General features: G+C 68.5%; 21 protein-coding genes. 14 read left to right on the forward strand and 7 right to left on the reverse strand.

Annotated features, from left to right (window positions below; translation table 11 throughout):
- The 10 genes from VSO01S_RS13440 to VSO01S_RS13485 all read left to right on the forward strand — a co-directional run.
- Positions 1 to 1,448: ammonium transporter (locus tag VSO01S_RS13440; protein ID WP_245684203.1), on the forward strand; the 1,448-nt coding region annotated here is incomplete at its 5' end.
- A gap of 211 nt (positions 1,449 to 1,659) precedes the next feature.
- A complete protein-coding gene (locus VSO01S_RS13445) occupies positions 1,660 to 2,691 on the forward strand; it encodes a M35 family metalloendopeptidase (protein WP_084241854.1) in 1,032 nt (343 codons plus the stop codon).
- Positions 2,688 to 3,107, forward strand: coding sequence for a hypothetical protein (locus VSO01S_RS13450; RefSeq protein ID WP_068643189.1), 420 nt, complete (start codon positions 2,688 to 2,690; stop codon positions 3,105 to 3,107). Before VSO01S_RS13445 ends, VSO01S_RS13450 begins: the two co-directional genes overlap by 4 nt.
- A gap of 49 nt (positions 3,108 to 3,156) precedes the next feature.
- Positions 3,157 to 4,077 carry an SMP-30/gluconolactonase/LRE family protein gene (locus VSO01S_RS13455; protein WP_068643191.1) on the forward strand — a complete coding sequence of 307 codons (921 nt, stop codon included), beginning with the start codon at positions 3,157 to 3,159 and terminating at the stop codon, positions 4,075 to 4,077.
- Between the two features lie 21 nt (positions 4,078 to 4,098).
- A complete protein-coding gene (locus tag VSO01S_RS13460) occupies positions 4,099 to 5,013 on the forward strand; it encodes a LysR substrate-binding domain-containing protein (protein WP_068643193.1) in 915 nt (304 codons plus the stop codon).
- A 106-nt stretch (positions 5,014 to 5,119) separates the two neighbouring features.
- On the forward strand, positions 5,120 to 6,781 hold the full coding sequence (locus VSO01S_RS13465) for an L-lactate permease (RefSeq protein ID WP_068643194.1): 1,662 nt from the start codon (positions 5,120 to 5,122) through the stop codon (positions 6,779 to 6,781).
- A 56-nt stretch (positions 6,782 to 6,837) separates the two neighbouring features.
- A complete protein-coding gene (locus tag VSO01S_RS13470) occupies positions 6,838 to 8,340 on the forward strand; it encodes an FAD-linked oxidase C-terminal domain-containing protein (protein WP_068643195.1) in 1,503 nt (500 codons plus the stop codon).
- A gap of 11 nt (positions 8,341 to 8,351) precedes the next feature.
- Positions 8,352 to 9,473, forward strand: a complete 1,122-nt coding sequence (glcE, locus tag VSO01S_RS13475; RefSeq protein WP_068643261.1) for a glycolate oxidase subunit GlcE — start codon at positions 8,352 to 8,354, stop codon at positions 9,471 to 9,473.
- A gap of 23 nt (positions 9,474 to 9,496) precedes the next feature.
- On the forward strand, positions 9,497 to 10,729 hold the full coding sequence (gene glcF, locus VSO01S_RS13480; RefSeq protein ID WP_068643197.1) for a glycolate oxidase subunit GlcF: 1,233 nt from the start codon (positions 9,497 to 9,499) through the stop codon (positions 10,727 to 10,729).
- Positions 10,730 to 10,851: 122 nt separating this feature from the next.
- On the forward strand, positions 10,852 to 11,349 hold the full coding sequence (locus tag VSO01S_RS13485; protein WP_068643199.1) for a hypothetical protein: 498 nt from the start codon (positions 10,852 to 10,854) through the stop codon (positions 11,347 to 11,349).
- A gap of 33 nt (positions 11,350 to 11,382) precedes the next feature.
- Here the strand turns inward: VSO01S_RS13485 and VSO01S_RS13490 are convergent, their stop codons facing one another.
- Positions 11,383 to 11,868 (reverse strand): glutathione peroxidase, encoded by a 486-nt coding sequence (locus tag VSO01S_RS13490; protein ID WP_068643201.1) that lies wholly within the window; start codon positions 11,866 to 11,868, stop codon positions 11,383 to 11,385.
- Between the two features lie 3 nt (positions 11,869 to 11,871).
- Positions 11,872 to 13,176, reverse strand: coding sequence for a lysophospholipid transporter LplT (gene lplT / locus VSO01S_RS13495; RefSeq protein WP_068643203.1), 1,305 nt, complete (start codon positions 13,174 to 13,176; stop codon positions 11,872 to 11,874).
- 152 nt (positions 13,177 to 13,328) lie between these two features.
- Between lplT and alr the strand changes: the two genes are divergently transcribed.
- The 3 genes from alr (at position 13,329) to VSO01S_RS13510 (ending at position 16,255) form a co-directional block, all read left to right on the forward strand.
- Positions 13,329 to 14,417, forward strand: a complete 1,089-nt coding sequence (alr, locus tag VSO01S_RS13500) for an alanine racemase (RefSeq protein ID WP_068643205.1) — start codon at positions 13,329 to 13,331, stop codon at positions 14,415 to 14,417.
- Between the two features lie 28 nt (positions 14,418 to 14,445).
- Complete coding sequence (locus tag VSO01S_RS13505) at positions 14,446 to 15,303, forward strand: hypothetical protein (RefSeq protein WP_068643207.1); 858 nt, start codon at positions 14,446 to 14,448, stop codon at positions 15,301 to 15,303.
- 109 nt (positions 15,304 to 15,412) lie between these two features.
- Complete coding sequence (locus VSO01S_RS13510; RefSeq protein WP_068643209.1) at positions 15,413 to 16,255, forward strand: transglutaminase-like domain-containing protein; 843 nt, start codon at positions 15,413 to 15,415, stop codon at positions 16,253 to 16,255.
- A 1-nt stretch (position 16,256) separates the two neighbouring features.
- Here VSO01S_RS13510 and VSO01S_RS13515 read toward each other — a convergent pair whose 3' ends face one another.
- A complete protein-coding gene (locus tag VSO01S_RS13515) occupies positions 16,257 to 17,021 on the reverse strand; it encodes a siderophore-interacting protein (RefSeq protein WP_068643210.1) in 765 nt (254 codons plus the stop codon).
- Positions 17,022 to 17,069: 48 nt separating this feature from the next.
- On the opposite strand from VSO01S_RS13515, the gene VSO01S_RS13520 reads away from it, so the two are divergent.
- Positions 17,070 to 17,543, forward strand: a complete 474-nt coding sequence (locus tag VSO01S_RS13520; protein WP_068643263.1) for a MarR family winged helix-turn-helix transcriptional regulator — start codon at positions 17,070 to 17,072, stop codon at positions 17,541 to 17,543.
- 40 nt (positions 17,544 to 17,583) lie between these two features.
- Here VSO01S_RS13520 and VSO01S_RS13525 read toward each other — a convergent pair whose 3' ends face one another.
- From VSO01S_RS13525 to VSO01S_RS13540, 4 genes are read right to left on the reverse strand one after another with little or no spacing between them, the layout of a single operon-like run.
- On the reverse strand, positions 17,584 to 18,561 hold the full coding sequence (locus tag VSO01S_RS13525) for a 2-dehydropantoate 2-reductase (protein ID WP_068643213.1): 978 nt from the start codon (positions 18,559 to 18,561) through the stop codon (positions 17,584 to 17,586).
- A gap of 16 nt (positions 18,562 to 18,577) precedes the next feature.
- Positions 18,578 to 19,366: a class II aldolase/adducin family protein gene (locus tag VSO01S_RS13530; protein WP_068643214.1), complete on the reverse strand. Its 789-nt coding sequence runs from the start codon at positions 19,364 to 19,366 to the stop codon at positions 18,578 to 18,580.
- 19 nt (positions 19,367 to 19,385) lie between these two features.
- Positions 19,386 to 20,381 (reverse strand): Bug family tripartite tricarboxylate transporter substrate binding protein, encoded by a 996-nt coding sequence (locus tag VSO01S_RS13535; protein ID WP_068643216.1) that lies wholly within the window; start codon positions 20,379 to 20,381, stop codon positions 19,386 to 19,388.
- A 41-nt stretch (positions 20,382 to 20,422) separates the two neighbouring features.
- Positions 20,423 to 21,256, reverse strand: coding sequence for an aldolase/citrate lyase family protein (locus VSO01S_RS13540; protein WP_068643218.1), 834 nt, complete (start codon positions 21,254 to 21,256; stop codon positions 20,423 to 20,425).
- Positions 21,257 to 21,259: the final 3 nt, after the last annotated feature.

Genomic DNA, 21,259 nt, shown 5'->3' on the forward strand with positions numbered 1-21,259 from the left:
CGCCCGCCGCTGCCGAGGCACCTGCTGCGGCAGCGCCTGCAGCCCCGGCCGCACCTGCAGCAGCAGCGCCTGCCGCACCCGCTGCCGCGGAAGCCGCCCCTGCCGCCGCCGCGCCCGCGCCCAAGTTCGACAAGGGCGACGTCTCCTGGATGCTGGTCTCCACGCTGCTGGTGATCATGATGACCGTCCCCGGCCTGGCGTTGTTCTACGGCGGCCTGGTGCGCAGCAAGAACATGCTGTCGGTGCTCATGCAGGTCATGGTCACCTTCTCGATGATCGTGGTGCTGTGGCTCGTCTACGGCTACAGCCTGGCGTTCACCGAGGGCAATGCCTTCATCGGCGGCTTCGATCGCCTGTTCATGAAGGGCATCTTCGATGCGAGCACCGGCACCTTCGCGCCCGGCGCCACCTTCAGCAAGGGCGTGTACATCCCCGAGCTGCTGTTCGCCGCCTTCCAGGCCACCTTCGCCGGCATCACCTGCTGCCTGATCGTGGGCGCCTTCGCCGAGCGCATCAAGTTCTCCGCCGTGCTGCTGTTCATGGCGATCTGGTTCACCTTCAGCTATGCGCCGCTGGCCCACATGGTCTGGTTCTGGATGGGGCCGGACGCCTACGCCAGCAAGGACGTGGTCGACGCGATGAACGCCAAGGCCGGCCTGATCTGGCAATGGGGTGCGCTGGACTTCGCAGGCGGCACCGTGGTGCACATCAACGCCGCCGTCGCCGGCCTGGTGGGTGCCTTCCTGGTGGGCAAGCGCATCGGCTACGGCAAGGAAGCCTTCACCCCGCACTCGCTGACGCTGACCATGGTGGGCGCCTCGCTCCTGTGGGTGGGCTGGTTCGGCTTCAACGCCGGCTCCGCGCTCGAAGCGGGCACCAGCGCCACGCTGGCCTTCATGAACACCTTCTCCGCCACCGCCGCCGCCGTGCTGGCCTGGTGCATCGGTGAAGCGCTGATGCGCGGCAAGGCCTCGATGCTGGGTGCTGCATCCGGTGCCGTCGCCGGCCTGGTGGCCATCACGCCGGCCGCCGGCAACGTGGGCCTGATGGGCGCCATCGTCATCGGATTCGTCGCCGGCTTCGCCTGCCTGTGGGGCGTCAACGGCCTCAAGCGCCTGCTGGGTGCCGACGACTCGCTGGATGTGTTCGGCGTGCACGGCGTCGGCGGCATCGTCGGTGCGCTGCTCACCGGCGTGTTCAACACCCAGGCGCTGGGCGGTCCCGGCCTGGTGGGCGACTGGGTCACGGTGGCGGTGACGTCCAACGGCATCCTCGACCAGGTCTGGATCCAGCTCAAGGGCGTGCTGCTGACCATCGTGTGGTCGGGCGTCGTGGCCTTCATCGCCTTCAAGATCGCCGACCTCACCATCGGCCTGCGTGTGAGCGAAGAGGAAGAGCGCGAAGGCCTCGACATCTCCTCGCACGGCGAGACCGCCTACAACCGCTGAGCGGATTTCACGGCCCGCGGAGACCACCGCCGCGGGCCGGCCACAGAGCAATCACTGCAAGTCTCCCTTGGATGTTCGCCCGCCCGAGCTTCGGCTCCGGCGGGCATTTTTTCGCGCTTCGCCCGACTGAGTGGCGCACGAGGGCCGGCGACGACGGCATTGCGCGGATCGTTCGTGACAGAGTCGTCCCCTTTTCAGGGAGTAGAACGACATGCAACGAAGACAGCTCGTGGTGGGCGATCCACCCGCGCGCGGTGGGCGCATCCTGCCGTACACGCCGCCATTCACGATGAAGATCATGGGGCATCAGGTCGCCATCATTGGTGGTCGTGTCCGTTGCGAGGCGTGCGGCAGCATAGGAATCATCGCCAAGGCCGGTGGCCCCAGGCGTATTGGGTATATCACCGAGGTGGCGCTTGAAGGCGACTTGTGCGTCTGCCAATGCCCCGAACCGCAGCCCCTTGTCTCCACGCTGCAAAGCAACTCGTCCTTCGACGACGGAGATTTCGGCGGCAAATCTGGCATCCCGCTGTGGAAGCCGGGGATTGACCAGCACCTGGTGGCAAGCAAGGTCGTTGACGAGCAAGTGAAGTACCCGGCTGCAACGTCGCTACAGACCGAAAACATCTGCCCCAACATGACGAACGAGACGTTTGCTCAGCGCATGATGGAACTGCGTGATGAAGCCGTCGAACTCATTGGTCTTCGCCTTGGGGAACTGGAGCGATGGGATCAGTTGGCCAAGGACCGGATACTTGAGTGGTTCGGCGATCCTGGCTTGGGCCGTCGCACGGCGCACCTGAGCGACCTGCGGCCTTACCTCGCGACTGGCATCCAGTCGCTCGAGCATGTTCTACGCGGGCTTCAACCGAAGAATTTCGTCCGCTGGTCACCCACGACGCATGAGCACGTGGGCTGTGTCAACCCGGCGCCCGATCGCCAGGGCGTCGTCGCCCAGGTTTGCAAGCCAGACACCAAGACTCGGACCATCGCGATCCTTTCATTGTTCTGCGGGCTCCGGCGCACGACACGGATTCACGGTACGCACCGCTTCTACGATAACGATTCGCAGCTTCAAACCCTGATACATGAGGCGACGCATTTCGCCGATGTCTTCAACTCCACGGATGACTGGTACGGCATGAGAAAGGCGAAGGAAATGCTTCATTCAACAGGCGACTTTCAGATTGCCCGTGCCAATGCCGACAGCATCGTTGGCTACATCATGGGAGCTGAAAGATGAGGGTTTGCGACATCGTGTTTCTGGTCTTTGCGCTCAGCGCGGCGCATGGGGCCAGTGCCTGCAGCATCGCCGGCAGCAAGGAAGTCTCGTTTGCCGGCCAAAGCAGAGCTTTGCAAGCGTCCCAGATTCTCTCTGTGACGGACTGGTATGTAGGACTCCGCGATGGCCATATTGGCATTGCCGACATCAGCGTGTACGCACGTTCGATCAAGGGCAATACAGCGCATGCTGAACTGGTCAGTGCCAGGGTCGCCGCCGTCACCGAGCTGATCAGGACTTTGCGAGCAAGCGATCCGATCCCATTGAGGTCGGAGGTGATTGCAAGCAGTTCCCCGGGGCCCCAACAGTACCCAGAGGTTGTCATCTCGATTCAGCCGAAATGCGCCGCAACGCGCACGTGCTGCAGCAGCAAGTGACTTAGAGGCAGCAGAACAGGCGTTGCACCGGCCCGCGCACAATAGGCGCATGTGGCAAACCCTTGCGAACTCCCAGTCGGAGCTGGGCGAGTCCCCCTTCTGGCACCCTGATGAGCGCTCGCTCTATTGGCTCGACATTCCCGGGCGCGCCGTGCTGCGCACCCGCGGCGAGCTGGCCGGCGGCACCGTGGAACGCTGGCTGCTGCCCACCGAGCCGGGGTGCATGGCCCCCGCGCGCAGCGGCGGCCTGGTGATCGCGCTGCGCGACGGCATCTACCGTGCGCGCGAGTGGGGCGGCGCGCTGCAACCCATGGCGCGGGTGGCGCACGACGTGCGCACCATGCGCTTCAACGACGGCAAGTGCGACCCGCTTGGGCGCCTGTGGGCCGGCACCATCAACGAAGCGAAGGACGCGGCCAGCGCCAGGCTCTACTGCCTGGACGCGCGCAGCGGGCGCGAGCCCCGGCTGGAGGTGATGGCCGAGGGCGCCACCACCGCCAACGGCCTGGCGTTTGCGCCTGATGCCCGCTCCATGTACTGGGCCGACACCCCCACGCACACGGTGCGTGCCTGGAACTGGGAGCCGCAAGCCAACCTGCTGTCGAACGAGCGCGTGTTCCACCGCTTTGCCGGCAAGCCCGAGGGCTGGAGCGCCGATCGGCCCGAGGGCTATGGCGGCCGGCCCGATGGCGCCAGCGTCGATGCGCAGGGCCGCTACTGGGTGGCAATGTACGAAGGCGGGCAGGTGCTGTGCCTGGATGCAGGTGGCACGCCGCTGCAGGCCCTGCCGGTGCCCGCGCAGTGCCCCACCATGCCCTGCTTCGGCGGTGACGACCTGCGCACGCTCTTCGTCACCACCGGGCGCCACGGCCGCGGCAGCGCCGAACTGGCCCGGCTGCCCGATTCCGGCAGCGTGCTGCACACCCGCGTCGACTCGCCGGGCCTGCCGGTGAACTTCTTCGACGACTGAACCAGTCCGCCGCGCCCGACGATGTCCTTCCGCGCCATTCCACCGATCCAGTGCCTGGTGACCTTCGAGACGCTGGCGCGCCTGCGCAGCGCAACGCGCACGGCGGACGAGCTGTGCGTGACGGTCAGCGCAGTCAGCCACCGGGTGCGCCAGCTGGAGGCGCACATCGGGTTCAGACTTTTTGCGCGCAGCGACTTCGCGCTCACCGCCGAAGGCGCTGCCTACCTCGCGCAGGTGCGCACCGGACTGGGCGCACTGCAGCACCTGCCGGTGCGCCGGGACGGCGAGCCGCCGACCCGGCTGAAGGTGGCCCTCACGCCCACCTTCGCCCGCACCCACGTGCTGCCCCGGCTGGAAACTTTCCGCACCGCCTATCCCGAGGTGGAGCTGACGCTGCAGGTGTCCATTCCGCTCTTGGACGTGATCGGCGAGGACGCCGACCTGGAGGTGCGCTTCGGCCCCGGCGGCTACACCGACCGCGAGTACCGCCTGGCCGCCACCGGCGAGGTCACACCCGCCTGCAGCCCTGGCTACCTGGCGGAAAACGGGCCCTTCACCGGCTTCCGGACGCTGGCCGAGGTCAGCCAGGCCCGCTTCGTGCGCAGCCCGCTGGAACCCTGGAGCACCTGGTTCTCGGCCTGCGGCCTGTCGCTGCCCGAGCCCGACTCGGGCGCGCAGTGCAACGACCTGGGCCTGGTGTACGACGCCGCCGCGGCCGGCTTCGGCGTGGCGCTGGTGCGGCTGGACATGGGCGCGGCCTGGTTCGACAGCGGCCGCCTGCTGCGCCTGTCGACGCGCTCGGTGCCTTCGCCCAACGCCAACTACATCTGCTGGAAGCCCGGGACGATGGAGCGCTGGGAATGCGCGGCCTTCGTCGACTGGCTGGTCCAGGGCGCGGGCGTGCCGGCCAGCCAAGAAATCTCAAAGCCCGCCTGAAATTTCTTCAAAACAGGCGTACGGTGGCGCCCGTACATTCGCTGGCCGGGCCCTGCAGGGCCCGTTTTTCCGACCAACTCAACACCAACAAACGGAGACCTCGCCCATGACGTGGCAGCAGATCTACGACCCCTTCGGCAACATGATCATCTCCACGGCACTGGCCGCCATCCCTGTGGTGGTGATGCTGGCGGCGCTGGGGTTCTTTCACATCAAGGCGCACATCGCCGCGGGCATGGGCCTCATCGCGGCGCTTCTGGTGGCCATCTTCGCCTACGGCATGCCGGCCGACATGGCGGGCCGCGCAGCCTTCCTGGGCGGTCTCACCGGCCTGCTGCCCATCGGCTGGATCGTGCTGAACATCATCTTCCTGCACCAGCTCACCGAGCAGAACGGCAGCTTCAAGGTGCTGCAGGATTCGCTCTCGGGCATCACCGAAGACCGGCGCATCCAGCTGCTGCTCATCGCCTTCTGCTTCGGCGCCTTCTTCGAGGGCGCGGCGGGCTTCGGCACGCCGGTGGCCGTGACCGCGGCCATCCTCATCGGCCTGGGCTTCTCGCCGCTGGCGGCCTCGGGCCTCTCGCTCATCGCCAACACCGCGCCGGTGGCCTTCGGCGCGCTGGGCACGCCGGTGATCACGCTGGCCAAGGTGCACGGCTACGACCTGATGGAAGTCACGGCCATGATCGGCCGCCAGCTGCCGTTCTTCTCGGTGCTGGTGCCGTTCTGGCTGATCTGGGCTTTTGCCGGCCGAAAGGGCATGTGGGAGATCTGGCCCGCCATTCTGGTGGCCGGCGTGTCCTTCGCGGTGCCGCAGTTCCTGGTGTCCAACTTCATGGGCCCGGAACTCGTGGACATCATTGCCGCCATCGTCTCCATGGCCTGCCTGGTGGCCTTCCTCAAGGTCTGGCACCCCAAGACGATCTGGACCTCGCCTTCGCTGCGCAACCATGACCCGAGTGCCGCCGAAGCCAAGCCCACCGGCAAGGTCACGAAGCACGGCACCGCCGAGCTGGTGCGCGCCTGGACGCCCTGGGCCATCCTGTCGGTGTGCGTGTTCATCTGGGGCCTGCCGCCGGTCAAGGCCTGGCTCAACAGCCTGTTCGCGCCCAGCTTCCCCATCGTGGGCCTGCACAACCTCATCATGAAGGTGCCGCCCGTGGTGCCCACGCCGCACCCGGAGGCCGCCGTCTACACGGTGAACCTGCTCTCGGCCACCGGTACCGGCATCCTGCTGGCGGCGGTGCTCAGCGCCTTCTTCATGAAGTACAGCCCGGTGGCCATCGTGCGCACCTTCTTCAAGACGCTGTGGCTGGTGAAGTACTCGCTGCTCACCATCGTGCTCATGCTCGCGCTGGGCACGCTCACCCGCTATTCGGGCACCGACACCACGCTGGGCCTGGCCTTTGCCAACACCGGCGTGCTGTATCCATTCTTCGGCACGCTCATGGGCTGGATCGGCGTTGCGCTGACCGGCTCGGACACCTCGTCCAACGTGCTGTTCGGCGGCATGCAGAAGGTGGCGGCCGAACAGCTGGGCCTGTCGGCCAACCTGATGGGCGCGGCCAACAGCTCTGGCGGCGTGATGGGCAAGATGATCGACGCACAATCGATCGTGGTGGCCTCCACCGCCACGCGCTGGTTCAACCACGAAGGCGACATCCTGCGCTATGTGTTCTTCCACTCGATCGCGCTGGCGGCGCTGGTGGGCATTCTGGTGACGCTGCAGGCCTACGTGTGGCCCTTCCACCTGATGGTGGTGCACTGATGGAAAAAAGCCCGGCCGCGATGCCGGGCTGTGACGAATAGAAGAAGGAGACCGCGATGAACGCTCCGCTTTCTTCCAGCCAGGAAGGCGCCCTGTCGCGTGCAGACCGCCAGGCCCAGGTGGTGCACGCGCTGCAGGCGGTGCTGCCTGCGCACGCCCTGCTGTGGCAGTCCGAGGACACGGTGCCCTACGAGTGCGACGGCCTCACCGCCTACCGCACGCGGCCGCTGGTGGTGGCCCTGCCCGAGAACGAGGCGCAGGTGGCCGCCGTGCTGCGTACCTGCCATGGCCTGAACGTGCCGGTGGTGGCGCGCGGCGCGGGCACGGGCCTGTCGGGCGGCGCCATGCCCAACGCGATGGGCGTGACCATGTCGCTGGCCAAGTTCAACAACATCGTGAAGATCGATCCGGTGAGCCGCACGGCCGTCGTGCAGTGCGGCGTGCGCAACCTGGCCATCAGCGAGGCGGCCGCGCCCTACGGCCTGTACTACGCGCCCGATCCGTCGAGCCAGATCGCCTGCACCATCGGCGGCAACGTGGCCGAGAACTCCGGCGGCGTGCATTGCCTGAAGTACGGCCTGACGCTGCACAACGTGCTGCGCGTGCGCGGCTTCAATGCGGAAGGTGAGCCGGTGGAGTTCGGCGGCGAGGCGCTGGACAATGCGGGCCTGGACTTGCTGGCGCTGGTCATCGGCAGCGAAGGCATGCTGGCCGTCACGGTCGAAGTCACCGTCAAGCTGGTGCCCAAGCCGCAGCTGGCGCGCTGCATCATGGCCAGCTTCGACGACGTGCGAAAGGCCGGCGATGCAGTGGCGGCGGTAATCGCGGCCGGCATCATTCCCGCCGGCCTGGAGATGATGGACAAGCCGATGACGGCGGCGGTGGAAGACTTCGTGCACGCGGGCTACGACCTCACGGCCGAGGCCATCCTGCTGTGCGAATCGGACGGCACGCCCGAAGAGGTGGAGGAAGAGATCCAGCGCATGAGCGAGGTGCTGCGCAACTCGGGCGCCACCGCCATCACCGTGAGCCAGGACGAGGCCGAGCGCCTGAAGTTCTGGAGCGGGCGCAAGAACGCCTTTCCGGCCTCGGGGCGCATCAGCCCCGACTACATGTGCCTGGACTCGACCATTCCGCGCAAGCGCCTCGCGGACATCCTGCTGGCCATCCAGCAGATGGAAAAGAAATACAACCTGCGCTGCTGCAACGTGTTCCACGCCGGCGACGGCAACCTTCATCCGCTGGTGCTGTTCGATGCCAACGACCCGGACGAGCTGCACCGCTGCGAACTGTTCGGCGCCGACATCCTCGAGACCAGCGTCGCCATGGGCGGCACCGTGTCGGGCGAGCATGGCGTGGGCGTGGAAAAGCTCAACAGCATGTGCGTGCAGTTCAGTGCCGAGGAAAACGAGCAGATGTTCGGCGTCAAGCGCGCCTTCGACCCGAAGGGCACGCTCAACCCGGGCAAGGTGATCCCCACGCTCTCGCGCTGCGCCGAGTACGGCAAGCAGCTGGTGCGCGGCGGGCGGCTGCCGCACCCCGAACTTCCGCGTTTTTGATCATTTTTGCGATGGCAGCACTCGACGAGATCATCGAACGCATCCGCGCGGCCGGCGCGAGCGGCACACTGCTTTGCATCCGCGGCGGCGGCAGCAAGGACTTCTATGGCGGCGCGCCCACGGGCGAACTGCTGGACATGCGCGGCCACAGCGGCATCAGCAGCTACGAGCCCAGCGAACTGGTGGTGACGGTGCGCGCCGGCACGCCGCTGGCCGAACTGGAAGCGGTGCTGGCGCAGCAAGGCCAGTGCCTGGCCTTCGAGCCGCCGCGCTTTGGCGGCGGCGCAACCGGAACCGTCGGTGGCATGGTGGCCGCCGGCCTGGCCGGCCCGTCGCGCGCCAGCGTGGGCTCGGTGCGCGACTTCGTGCTGGGCGCCAGCCTGGTCAACGGTCGCGGCGAGCTGCTCACCTTCGGCGGCCAGGTGATGAAGAACGTGGCCGGCTACGACGTCTCGCGCGTGCTGGCCGGCTCGCTGGGCGTGCTGGGCGTGATCGCCGAGCTCAGCCTCAAGGTGCTGCCGGTGGCGCCGGCCGAAGCCACCCTGGCCTTCGAGTGCAGCCAGGCCGATGCGCTGCGCCTGCTGAACGAGTGGGGCGGCCAGCCGCTGCCGCTCAACGCCAGCTGCTGGATGGCGCAGGGCGGCCAGGGCTGGCTCTACCTGCGCCTGCGCGGCGCCCAGGCGGCCGTCGAGGCGGCATGCCGGCATCTGGGCGGCGAGCGCGCCGACGCGGACGAATCCGCCGCGAGCTGGACGGCGGTGCGCGACCAGGCCATTCCCTTCTTCGCCGAGCTCGGCAGCAGCGGGCAGGATCTGTGGCGCGTGTCGGTGCCGCAGACGGCGCCGGTGCTTTCCATCGCCGGTGCCCAGGCGCCGTTGGTCGAATGGCATGGCGGCCAGCGCTGGTACGCGCTGCCGCCCGGCCAGGCCGATAGCGTGCGGGCGGCGGCGCGTGCCGCGGGCGGGCATGCCACCCTGTTCCGGCGCGCGGCAGCCGGCGAAGGCGCGAAGGCCGGTAGCGTCGAAACCTTCGACCGCCTGAGCCCGGCGCTGCACAAGATCCACGCGGCGCTCAAGCGCGAGTTCGACCCGCACGGCATCTTCAACCGCGGCCGGCTCTACGCCGATCTGTAAAAAGAGAAGAGAAGCGCTCCTCGATGCAAACAGAACTCGCCCCCGAATTCCAGGGCACGCCCGAAGGCCAGGAGGCCGAAGCCATCCTGCGCAAGTGCGTGCACTGCGGCTTCTGCACCGCCACCTGCCCGACCTACCAGCTGCTCGGCGACGAGCTGGACGGCCCGCGCGGCCGCATCTACCTGATCAAGCAGGTGCTGGAGGGCAAGGAACCCACGCGCGCCACGCAGCTGCACCTGGACCGGTGCCTGACCTGCCGCAACTGCGAAAGCACCTGCCCCTCGGGCGTGCAGTACGGGCACCTGGTGGATATCGGCCGCAAGGTGGTCGATGCCAAGGTGCCGCGGCCCGCAGGGCAGGGGGCCTTGCGCTGGGCGCTCAAGGAGGGCCTGCCGTCGCCGCTGTTCGGCCCCGCCATGGCGCTGGGTCAGACGGTGCGTGGCCTGCTGCCCGAAAAGCTCAAGGCCAAGGTGCCGCCGCGCCAGGACGCCGGCCGCTGGCCCACGCGCACCCATGCGCGCAAGGTGCTGCTGCTGGCCGGCTGCGTGCAGCCGTCGATGGCGCCCAACATCAACAGCGCCACCGCGCGCGTGCTGGATGCCGCCGGCATCCAGGGCGTGGTGGCGCCCCAGGCCGGCTGCTGCGGCGCCGTGAAGTTCCACCTGAACGACCAGGAAGGCGGCAAGGCGCAGATGCGCGCCAACATCGACGCCTGGTGGCCGCTGGTGGAAAGCGGCGAGGTCGAGGCGCTGGTGATGAACGCCTCGGGCTGCGGCGTGACGGTGCGCGAATACGGCCACACGCTCAAGGACGACGCGGCCTACGCCGCCAAGGCGGCGCGCATCAGCGACCTGACGCGCGACCTGAGCGAGCTGCTGCCCGAGCTGGTGCCGGCGCTGAAAGGCCGGGTGAAGGCGCCCGGCGGCGTCGTCGCCTACCACCCGCCCTGCACCCTGCAGCACGGGCAGAAGCTGCGCGGCGGGGTGGAGACGCACCTGCGCGCGCTGGGCTTCGACATCCAGGTGGCGCAGAGCGAGTCGCACCTGTGCTGCGGCTCGGCCGGCACCTACTCGGTGCTGCAGCCCGAACTCTCCTATCAGCTGCGCGATCGCAAGCTGGGCCATCTCAACCAGCTGCAGCCCAGGACCATCGTCTCGGCCAACATCGGCTGCATCACCCACCTGCAAAGCGGCAGCGGCGCCACGCCGGTGCGGCACTGGGTGGAACTGCTGGACGCGGCGCTGGCACCCGCCTGACCCCGGACAGGCCGCGCGGCCTGATGGCCTGATCGCACAGGCATTGCCGGCATGGTCCGACGCGCCTTTGCGCGCGAGGGGCGCAGCATGGCCCGTAGACAGAACTTCAGGAAGGAGTTGCCATGCAGGTTTCTTCCACGCTTTTGGCCCGGCGCGACGACGTGTGGCGCGCCATGTGCTGCGGCGCCACGGCCGCCCTGTGCGTGCTGGCTGCCGCAGCCGTCCAGGCGCAGCCCGCGCCGCCGGTGACCATGCCGGCGGAGAAGGTATCCCCGCGTATCGTGCCGTCCGAGGTGCCCGCCTCCAATGCATCCGTCGCCTCGCGCTACCGCTGCGGAGGCGTCGGCGCCGACGATTCCGACGCCATCCGGGCCCAGATGAAGGAGCACCCGCTGTCCCTGCTGTTTGCGCGGCCCGGCGGCGCCTACCTGGCGGACATCGAGGTCACCATCCAGGGTCCCGCCGAGATGCAGCCGCTGAACTTCCGTGCCAACGGACCGGTCTGCCTGATCGACCTGCCCGCCGGCAACTACACCGTTCATGCCACCAGCGGCGGCGTGACCAAGAAGGAAATCGTCATCGTCGGGACCGGCCCGAAGACGGTGGACTTCCGCTTCTGACAACGGCGCCACGGCGCGCTGGCCGCGGGCGCGTCAACTCGCGGCCAGGGCGGCCTCGATATCGCGTGCCAGCGACTCGGGCTTGTCCATCGGCGCGTAGCGCTTGAGCACCCGGCCGTCGCGGCCCACCAGGAACTTGGTGAAGTTCCACTTGATGGACTTGCCGAGCAGCCCGGGCTTCTGGTCGACGAGCCACTGGTACAGCGGCGCCGCGCCGCTGCCCTTGACCTCGATCTTCTCCATCATCGGAAAGCTCACGCCGTAGTTGCGCGTGCAGAAGGCCCCGATCTCCTCGTTGCTGCCCGGGTCCTGCCCGCCGAACTGGTTGCTTGGAAAGCCCAGCACCGTGAGCCCCTGGTCCGCAAAGCGCTTGTACAGCGACTCCAGCCCGGCGAACTGCGGCGTGAAGCCGCAGGCGCTGGCGGTGTTGACGATGAGCAGCACCCGCCCGCGATAGTCCGAGAGCGGCGCCGCGCGGCCGTCGATGGTGCGCGCTTCGAAGTCGTAGACCGTGGTCATGGGCTAATGATGTTTGTCGCTGCGGGCAATGGCAAGAAGATGCTCCACCTCTTCCGAGTACTTGCGCAGGTTGCGCTTGTGCCATCGCCCGATGAGCCACATGAAGCCCGCCACCACGATCCCGAAGGCGCTGATGGCGGCGTAGGCCGACAGTCCGAGGCCCGTGCATGCGCTGTAGAAGGCGCCCAGCAGCAGGATGCAGGCCTGCTCGTTGAAGTTCTGCACCGCGATCGAGCGGCCGGCGCCCATCAGGTTGTGGCCGCGGTGCTGCAGCAGGGCGTTCATCGGCACCACCAGGAAGCCGCCCAGGCCGCCCAGCAGCACCAGGAAGGGCACGGCCACCCACACGTTGTCGATGAAGTTCATGCAGATCACCAGCACGCCCATGCCGATGCCCATGGGAATCACGCCGGTGGCCATGTCCAGCCGCATGTAGACCGAGGCCGCCACCGCGCCGATGGCGGTGCCGATGGCCACCACGCCGGTGAGGGCCGAGGCTTGCGCCGTGTTGTAGTCCAGCGCCAGCGCAGCCCAGGCCAGCACGATGTACTTCAGGTTGCCGCCGGCGCCCCAGAACAGGGTGGTGGTGGCCAGCGAGATCTGGCCCAGCTTGTCACGCCAGAGGCGCGCGTTGCAGTGCCAGAAGTCGGGCAGCAGCGCCAGCAGGTTGCGCGCCATGCCGTGCTCGGGGTTGGCGCGCAGCGGCCGCATCTCCACGCCGGTGTGCGGAATGCGGGTGTTGAACCAGGCGGCCAGCGCGTACACGGCGATCAGCACCGTGATGGCGGCTTCGGGCGGCGTGTTGACGCCGGTGTCCATCATCGGGAAGTCGAAGGCCAGCAGCCGGCTGGACACCGGGTGCCCCACCAGCAAGCCGCCCAGCACGATGCCCAGGATGATCGAGGCGATGGTCAGGCCCTCGATCCAGCCGTTGGCCTTGACCAGCTGCGAGGCCGGCAGCAGCTCGGTGAGGATGCCGTACTTGGCCGGTGAGTAGGCTGCGGCGCCCAGGCCCACCACGGCGTACGACAGCAGCGGATGCGAGCCGAACAGCATCATCAGGCAGCCCGCCACCTTGATGGCGTTGCTGATGAACATCACCCGCCCCTTGGGGAGGGCGTCGGCAAAGGCGCCCACTATGGGGGCGAGCGCCACGTAGAACACCGCGAAGATCGGCACCAGCGCGGCACGTTGCCATTCCGCCGCACCCGCGCTACGCAGGAGTTCGACGGCCGCAACGAAAAGCGCTTGGTCGGCCAGCGACGAGAAGAACTGGGCCGACATGATGGTGTAGAAACCGCGCTTCATCGATGGGCTGGATGGCCAGAGGTTGGCTCTTGGCGGAAGTGGATGGCGGTGGTTGTGATCTCTCCCTCAATTGAGGGGTCCGTGGTTATAGCATGGGGGTACGGTGCCAAAATGACCGCGTCTTCCCTCATCCACGAGCATCTTTTCTCACTGTGCCACGTCCAATTCTTGCTACCGTCCATTCGGCCGCCCTGCGTCACAACCTCGACCGCGCGCGCCGCGCCGCGGTCGAGTCGCGTGTCTGGGCGGTGGTCAAGGCCAATGCCTACGGGCATGGGATCGAGAACGTCTTCGAGAGCTTTCGCGCGGCCGACGGGTTCGCCATGCTCGACCTGGACGAGGCGCAGCGCGTGCGCGCGCTGGGCTGGCGCGGCCCCATCCTGCTGCTCGAAGGCGTGTTCGAGGCGCGCGACCTGGAGCTGTGCTCGCGTCTCGATTTATGGCACGCCGTGCATTGCGACGAGCAGATCGACATGCTGGCCGCCCACAAGACGCAGGTGCCGCACCGGGTTTTCCTCAAACTCAACTCGGGCATGAACCGGCTGGGCTTCGCGCCCGAGCGCTTCCGCTCCGCCTGGACGCGGCTGAACGCGCTGCCGCAGGTCGAGGAAATCTCGCTCATGACGCACTTCAGCGACGCCGACGGCGCGCGCGGCATCGACTCGGCCGTGCAGACCTTCGAGCGGGTGACGCAAGACCTGCCCGGTGAGCGCTCGCTGGCCAACAGCGCCGCCGTGCTGCGCCATGCCACGCGTACGCGCGCCGACTGGGTGCGCCCCGGCGTCGTGCTGTACGGCGGCGCGCCCGACTATCCGGAAAACGATGCGCAGCACTGGCAGCTGCAGCCGGCCATGACCCTGGCCACCCGCATCATCGGCACCCAGCAGCTGCAGCCCGGCGACACGGTGGGCTACGGCTCGCGCTTCACCGCCGAGGCGCCCATGCGCATCGGCGTGGCCGCGGTGGGCTATGCCGACGGCTATCCGCGGCATGCCGGCACCGGCACGCCCGTGCTGGTGAACGGCGTGCGCACCCGCATGGTGGGCCGCGTGAGCATGGACATGATCACCGTGGACCTGACGCCGGTGCCCGACGCCGGCTTCGGCAGCGAGGTCACGCTGTGGGGCAACGCGGCCAACGGCGCCGTGCTGGGCATCGACGAGGTGGCGCAGGCCGCCGGTACCATCGGCTACGAGCTGATGTGCGCTGTGGCGCGGCGGGTGCCGATGGCGCTGGACTGAGGCGCGTGCAGCACGCCACCCGCGCTGCATGAAGGCCTTGTCCACCTGGGGTTCGATTCGGCTCTGGGAGACGAGAATCGAGCGCGCCCTGCACGAGCGCTACAGCCTGCGCTCGCACGGTGCGCTGATCGGCATCCTGACGCTGCTGCTGATCTGGCTGGTCTCCACGCTATTGATGCGCGCCGGTATCGACGCGCTGGCGCTGCGCTACCTGGTCAGCCTGGGCGCCGGTTACCTTGCGTACCTGCTCATGCTTCGCTGGTGGGCGCATCGGCTGCTGCGGCAGATCGACGGCGAGCGTGCCAATGGCAACAGCAGCCTCGATGCACCGGGCGACTGGCTGCCGGGTGGATCGACAGGGCAGGGCGCAGCGACGGGCCACGGGCCCGGGGCCGGAACGCCGCCCTTGCGCTCGGGCACGGGCGGGGACTTCGGCGGCGGCGGTGCGTCCGGGGAGTTCGGCGGGCCAGAGGCCACGCATTCCGTCGCCGCCGAAGCGGGCGATAGCGAGTTTCTCGAAGTGGCTGGCGATGCGCTGGGTGCCGCGGCCAGCGCCGAGGAGGGTGCGGTCGTGGTCGTGCCGGTGGTCGCTGTCTTTCTGGCCGGAGCGCTCCTGCTGCTTGGTGCCGGCTCGCTGATGCTGCTGTTCTTCAGCTTCGACGTGCTGCTCGCCGTCGCCATCGAGCTGGCTTTTGCCTATGCCGGCGCACGGACGGCGGCGCGCGTGGTGCGCGAAGGCTGGCTCTCTGCCGCTACCAGACTGACCTGGAAGCCCTTGCTGGGTGCACTGCTGTGCGCAGTGCTGCTCGGCGCGGTCGTCGATCGCTTCGTGCCGCAGGCCAACTCGCTGCCCGGCGCCGTGCGCGTGCTCTTCGCGGCGCGATAGACGAGCGCGCCTGCCAGCCAGCACCGCTTGCACGTCGGGCCGTCGGCCTACGCCAAGATCGGGGACGCGGTGGCACGCCAGTAACCACTCGCCCGCCTAGCATCGGCGCATGCTCATCCGCATCGGCTACGACATCGAACTCGAGTTCAAGGCGCCGGTTGCTCCCACCGCGCTGATTTACATGCTGCAGGTCCATCCCTCGCGCGAGGGCGACGTGCAGGGCGGCGAGCACATCACCGTCAGCCCGCCCTTGCGCACCGACCACTACCTGGACGCGTTCGACAACCACTGCGCCCGCGTGCATGTCGACGCAGGCGTGAAGCGCGTGCGCCTGCGCAACGACGCGGTGGTGCGGGACTCCGGCCTGCCCGACGTACAGGACCCGGGCGCCGTCCAATGGGGGCTGGGCGACCTGCCGGTGGACACCTTGCGCTTTCTGCTGCCCAGCCGCTATTGCGAGGTCGACAGCGAACTGATGCCCTTCGCTTGGGAACGCTTCGGCCGAACGGCGCCGGGCTGGCCCCGGGTGAGCGCGATCTGCGGTTTTGCGAACCAGCACCTGCGCTTCGACTACCGGTGCGCCAGCGCCACGCGCGGCGCACTCGGGGCCTTCCGCGAACGGGTCGGCGTGTGCCGCGACTTCACGCACCTGGCCATCACGCTGTGCCGCTGCATGAACATACCGGCGCGCTACGTCACGGGCTACCTGGGCGACATCGGCGTGCCGCCGGCGCCGTACCCGATGGATTTCTCCGCCTGGTTCGAGGTGTGGCTGGGGCAGCGCTGGCATGCATTCGATGCGCGCCACAACATGCCGCGCATCGGGCGCATTCCCATCGCGCGCGGGCGGGACGCGGCGGACGTGCCGATCACCATGGCCTTTGGCGCGCACAAGCTCGCGCGCTTCGAGGTCACCACGCAAGCGCTGCCGGCGCAGGCCGAGGCGGCCTGACTCAGGCTTCCAGCGTCTCGTGGAAGTCCGAGGCGCCGGGCTTCCAGTACACGGCGACCTTCATCGCCTCCTTGGGATGTCGCTTCTCGGCCAGCAGCACGTTGCGCAGCTGGGCCATCACCGCCGCCTCGCCGGCGCACCAGGCATAGCCTTCGCCGCCGGGCAGCTGGAGCTCGCGCAGCGCCTGCACCGTGGCTTGGCCGCTGTCGACCCACTGCGCCTGCACCGTGGCGGCGCTGGCCAGTTCGCGTTGGCCGGCCGGTTCGGCGGCTTGCGCGATGACGATGGCGCGCGTGCCTGCAGGCAGCTCCTCGAGCCGGCGGCTGATGGCGGGCAGGGCAGAGTCGTCGCCCACCAGCAGATGCCAGTCGTAGTCCACCGGAATGATCATGGAGCCGCGCGGTCCGCCGATGACGGCGCGCTGGCCCACCTGCGCCTGGCGTGCCCAGTCGGCGGCGGGGCCGTCGCCGTGCAATGCGAACTCGATGGTGAGCTCGCGGCGTCCCGCGTCGAAGCGGCGGGGCGTGTAGTCGCGCTGCACCGGCTCATCGGGGCTGGGACCGTCGATCATGAACTTGACGTGGTCGTCGAAGGAATCGGAGCGGAAGCCCGCCAGCGATGGCGCATGGAAGGTGACGGAGACGAAGTGCGGGCCGAGGGGCTCCACGCGCACCACTTCGACGTCGCGGCGGTGCAGCTCGTGGCGCACGCGCTGCACGCGGCGTTCGGGCGAGGGTGGAGGTGCAAGGGCAGATTCGGGATTCATGTGTCGCTGCGGAGGACGGCCGGGTTATGGTTGATAATGTCATCCATCATGCGCAAATCAGTTGACCATGTCAACCATAAGGCCGACCCGCCCTCGCCCGACGAGGACGTGCTCGAGGCCGTCCATACCGTCATGCACCTGTTGCGCTCGCGCCAGCACCGCGCGCTGAAGGACGCCGAGCACGACGTGAGCCACATGGAAGCCAAGGTGCTGGGCTTCTTCGCCCGCCATCCGGGCGCGACGCAGAGCGAGCTGGTCCTGCATTCGGGCCGCGACAAGGGGCAGATGGCGCGCCTGGTCGGCGGCCTGCGCGAACGCGGCCTGCTGGAGGGCGTGGCCGACGAGAGCGACCGCCGCAGCCTGCGCCTGTCCGTCAGTGCGGCCGGCAAGCAGGTTCAGCAGGCGCTGGGCCAGCAGGCGCGCCGCATCTCGGCGCGGGCCGTGAAGGGCATGAGCGCCGACGAGCGTGCGCAACTGCTGGCGCTGCTGGCGCGGGTGCGCGCCAATCTCGATCAGGCTTGAGAAAAAAGGGCCGCTGCCTGCGGCCACTTGTGAACAGGCGCTAGTACAGCCCGCGCTGCCGCGCCTGCAGCCGCGCCAGGCCCAGCAGCGCGTCGGTGAACGGCGTGGGCACGCCCGTGAGCTGGCCGAGCTCGCGCACCGAGGACACCAGCGCGTCGAGTTCCACCGCGCGCCCCGCTTCCACATCCTGCAGCATCGAAGTCTTGAAGGCGCCCAGCTTGCGCGTGACGGCATGCCGGTCTTCCGGGCTTTCGGCGATCGGGATGCCGATGCGCTCGCCGATGTCGCGCGCCTCCAGCATCACGGTGGAGATGAAGCCGCGCACCAGGTCGTCGTTCAGGATCAGGTCGGTGGTGCAGCCGGTCAGCGCGCTGATGGGGTTGACCGTCATGTTGCCCCACAGCTTGTACCAGACGTCCTTCTGGATTTGGGCCGACAGCCTGGCATCGAAGCCGGCCTTCTGCAGCAGGGCGTGCAGGGCCTGCACGCGCGGCGTTGCCGCGCCGGAGGGCTCGCCGATGATGAGGCCGTTGCCGAAGTGCAGCCGCACCTGGCCCGGGCCATCGAGCGAGCAGCTGGCGTGCACCACGCAGCCGATCACATGCCGGTCGGGAATGGCGGCGGCAATCGCGCCCTGCGGGTCGACCGCGGCCAGGCGCTTGCCGGCATGGGCGCCGCCGAAGCCGCCCGAGAGGAACCACCAGGGCACGCCGTTCATGGCAGTCATCACCATGGTGTCGGCGCCGATCAGCGGTGCGATGCGCTCGGCCACCGCGGCCAGCGCGGGCGCCTTCACCGCCACCACCACCAGGTCTTGCACGCCCAGGGCGGCCGGGTCCTCGGCCGCCTTCACCGGCACGCTGGTGCGTGTGTCGCCATGGCTCAGAACCAGGCCGTCCTTGCGCAGCGCCTGCAGCGTCGCGCCGCGCGCCACCACGCTCACCTCGCAGCCGGCCTGTGCCAGCTTCACGCCGATCCAGCCGCCGATGGCGCCGGCGCCGTAGATGCAAACCTTCATGCGGACCGATCCCTCTTCAGTTCTTGTAGCTGGCGTCGATGCGGTCCACCTGCCGCACCAGCGCGTCGAACACGTCCTGCCCCGCGCCGTGCGCCGGGTTGAATTGCAGCGCGTCCTGCGTGCAGCGCGCGGCGATGATTTCCGGCACCGGAATGGGCTGGCCCATGGAGAGGGTGGCCATCTGGATCTCGCAGGCGCGCTGCAGCGTCCACAGCACCGCGAAGGTCTGCGGCAGCGTCAGGCCCCAGGCCAGCAGGCCGTGGTTGCGAAGGATCACCGCCTGCCGGTTGCCCATGCTCCTGAGCAGGCGCGGACCTTCGTCGGCATGGATGGTGATGCCCTCGAAGTCGTGGTAGGCCACTTTGTCGTGCAGCTGCGCGCTGTAGAAGTTGCTCTGGCTCAAGCCCCCCTGCAGGCAGGCCACGGCCACGCCGGCGGTGGTGTGCGTGTGCATCACGCAATGCGCATCGGGCAGGCCGTCGTGGATGGCGGCGTGCACCGTGAAGCCGGCCGGGTTCACCGGATAGGTGGAGCCGTCCAGCACGCGGCCCTGCAGGTCGATCTTCACCAGGTTGCTGGCGGTGACCTCGCTGTAGTGCAGGCCGAAGGGGTTGATGAGGAAATGCTTCTCGCCACCGGTCACGCTGTCGGGCAGGCGCACCGTGATGTGGTTGTAGATCATCTCGGTCCAGCCCAGCATGGCGAAGATGCGGTAGCAGGCCGCGAGCTGCAGGCGCGCCGCACGCTCGTCGGGGTGCAGTGCCGGATGCGTCAAGGACGACGCGGGGGTGGCGAGAGCATTCATCAAAGTTCCTTGGTTGGTACTAGCCCTCCGCGGTGAAGCCCACTTCCTTGACGATGGGGCCCCACTTGGCGGTGTCTTTCTTGAGCAGTTCGGTCAGCTCGGCCGGCGTGGAAGACATGGCTTCCAGGCCGAAGGTGGCCAGGCCGTCGATCACGTCCTTTTGCGCCAGCGCTGCCTTGGTGGCCGCGTTGGCGCGCGCCACCACCTCGGGCGAGGCCTTGGCCGGCAGCAGGAAGGCGAACCATTCGCTGTGCGTGGCGTTCTTGATGCCCTGTTCCTCGAAGGTGGGCACGTCCGGCGCGAAGCGGCTGCGCTTGGCGCCCGAGACGCCCAGGATGCGCACCTTGCCCGAAGCCAGGTGCTGCGTGATGTCGCCGATGGGGCCCGACACCGACGACACGTTGCCGCCCAGCAGGTCCAGCATGGCCGGCTGCGTGCCGCGATAGGCGGCGTGCTTCAGGTCCACACCCACGTTCTTGCCCAGCAGTGCGCCGATGAAGTGCGGCGTGGAGCCGGCCGCCGGGGAGCCGAAGTTGGCGCCGGTGGGGTTGGCCTTGGCCCAGGCCAGGAACTCGGGCACCGACTTCACCGAGGCCGGCACCGCCGGACCCACCGCAAAGCCGAAGTCGAACTGGCAGGCGATGGTCACGGGCGTCAGGTCCACCAGCGGGTCGTACGGCAGCTTCTTGTAGATGTGCGGATAGATGGTGAGGATGGAGGTGGGCGTCTGCAGGATGGTCGCGCCGTCGGCCGGCTGGCCCTTGACGTAGCTCACCGCAATCTGGCCGCCCGCGCCGGTGCGGTTTTCCACCACCACCGCCTTGCCGTAGTCGGGCTGCATCTTCACGGCCACGCGGCGGCACAGCGTATCGGACGTGCCGCCGGCCGCGAAGCCGGTGATGAAGCGGGCCGTCTCGAAGGGGGCATTGCCCTGGGCCAGCGCGTGCTGGCCGATGCCGGCGAGCAGCGCGGCAGCCCCGCCTTGTTGCAGAAGTTGGCGACGGGTGATCGTCATGCTTTGTCTCCGTTTGTAAAAAACGAGAAGTATGGGGCAGGCTAGTAGCCCGCCACAGTGGGCTTTGCACTAGCCCCGTCGCTCTTTCCCTTGTACCTGGCAGCCAGCTGCCGGCAGGCGCCGGTCAGCAGCATGGTGTCGATGCCCACCGCGACGAAGCGCGCGCCCGCGGCCAGCCATTTCTCGGTCTGCTCGTGCGTGGTGGCCAGGATGCCGGGTGCCTTGCCGGCCTTCAGGATGCGCGCGATGCCGTCCTCGATGGCCGCCTGCACTTCCGGATGGCCCGGCTGGCCCGAATAGCCCATGGATGCCGACAGGTCCGCCGGGCCGATGAACACGCCGTCGATGCCGGGCGTGGCGGCGATCGCGTCGATGTTCTTCATCGCCAGCGCCGTCTCGGCCTGCACCAGCAGGCAGACCTGGTCGTTGGCCTCGTGGATGTACTGCGGATAAGCCTGCCAGCGCGAGGCACGCGCCAGCGCGCTGCCCATGCCGCGGATGCCGTCGGGCGGATAACGCGTGGCCTGCACCAGCTGCGCCGCCTGCTCGGGCGTGTCCACCATGGGCACCAGCAGCGTCTGCGCGCCGATGTCCAGGAACTGCTTGATGAGCGTGGTGTCGCCCACCGGCACGCGCACCACGGGGTGCGAACGCTCGGCTTCGTCCTGCGCCGACCATGCGCTGGCCACGCCCTGCAGCTGTTCGAGCACCGAGCGAAGGTCGTTGGGGGCGTGCTCGCCGTCGATGAGCAGCCAGTCGAAGCCCGTGCCGGCGATCATCTCGGCGGCGTAGCCGTTGGCCAGGCCGACCCACAGGCCGATCTGCGGCTCGGGGTTGAGCAGGGCCTTCTTGAAGGCATTGGTCGGAGTGCGCATCGG

The organism is Variovorax soli NBRC 106424 (assembly GCF_001591385.1).
Classification (GTDB): Bacteria; Pseudomonadota; Gammaproteobacteria; order Burkholderiales; family Burkholderiaceae_C; genus Variovorax; species Variovorax soli.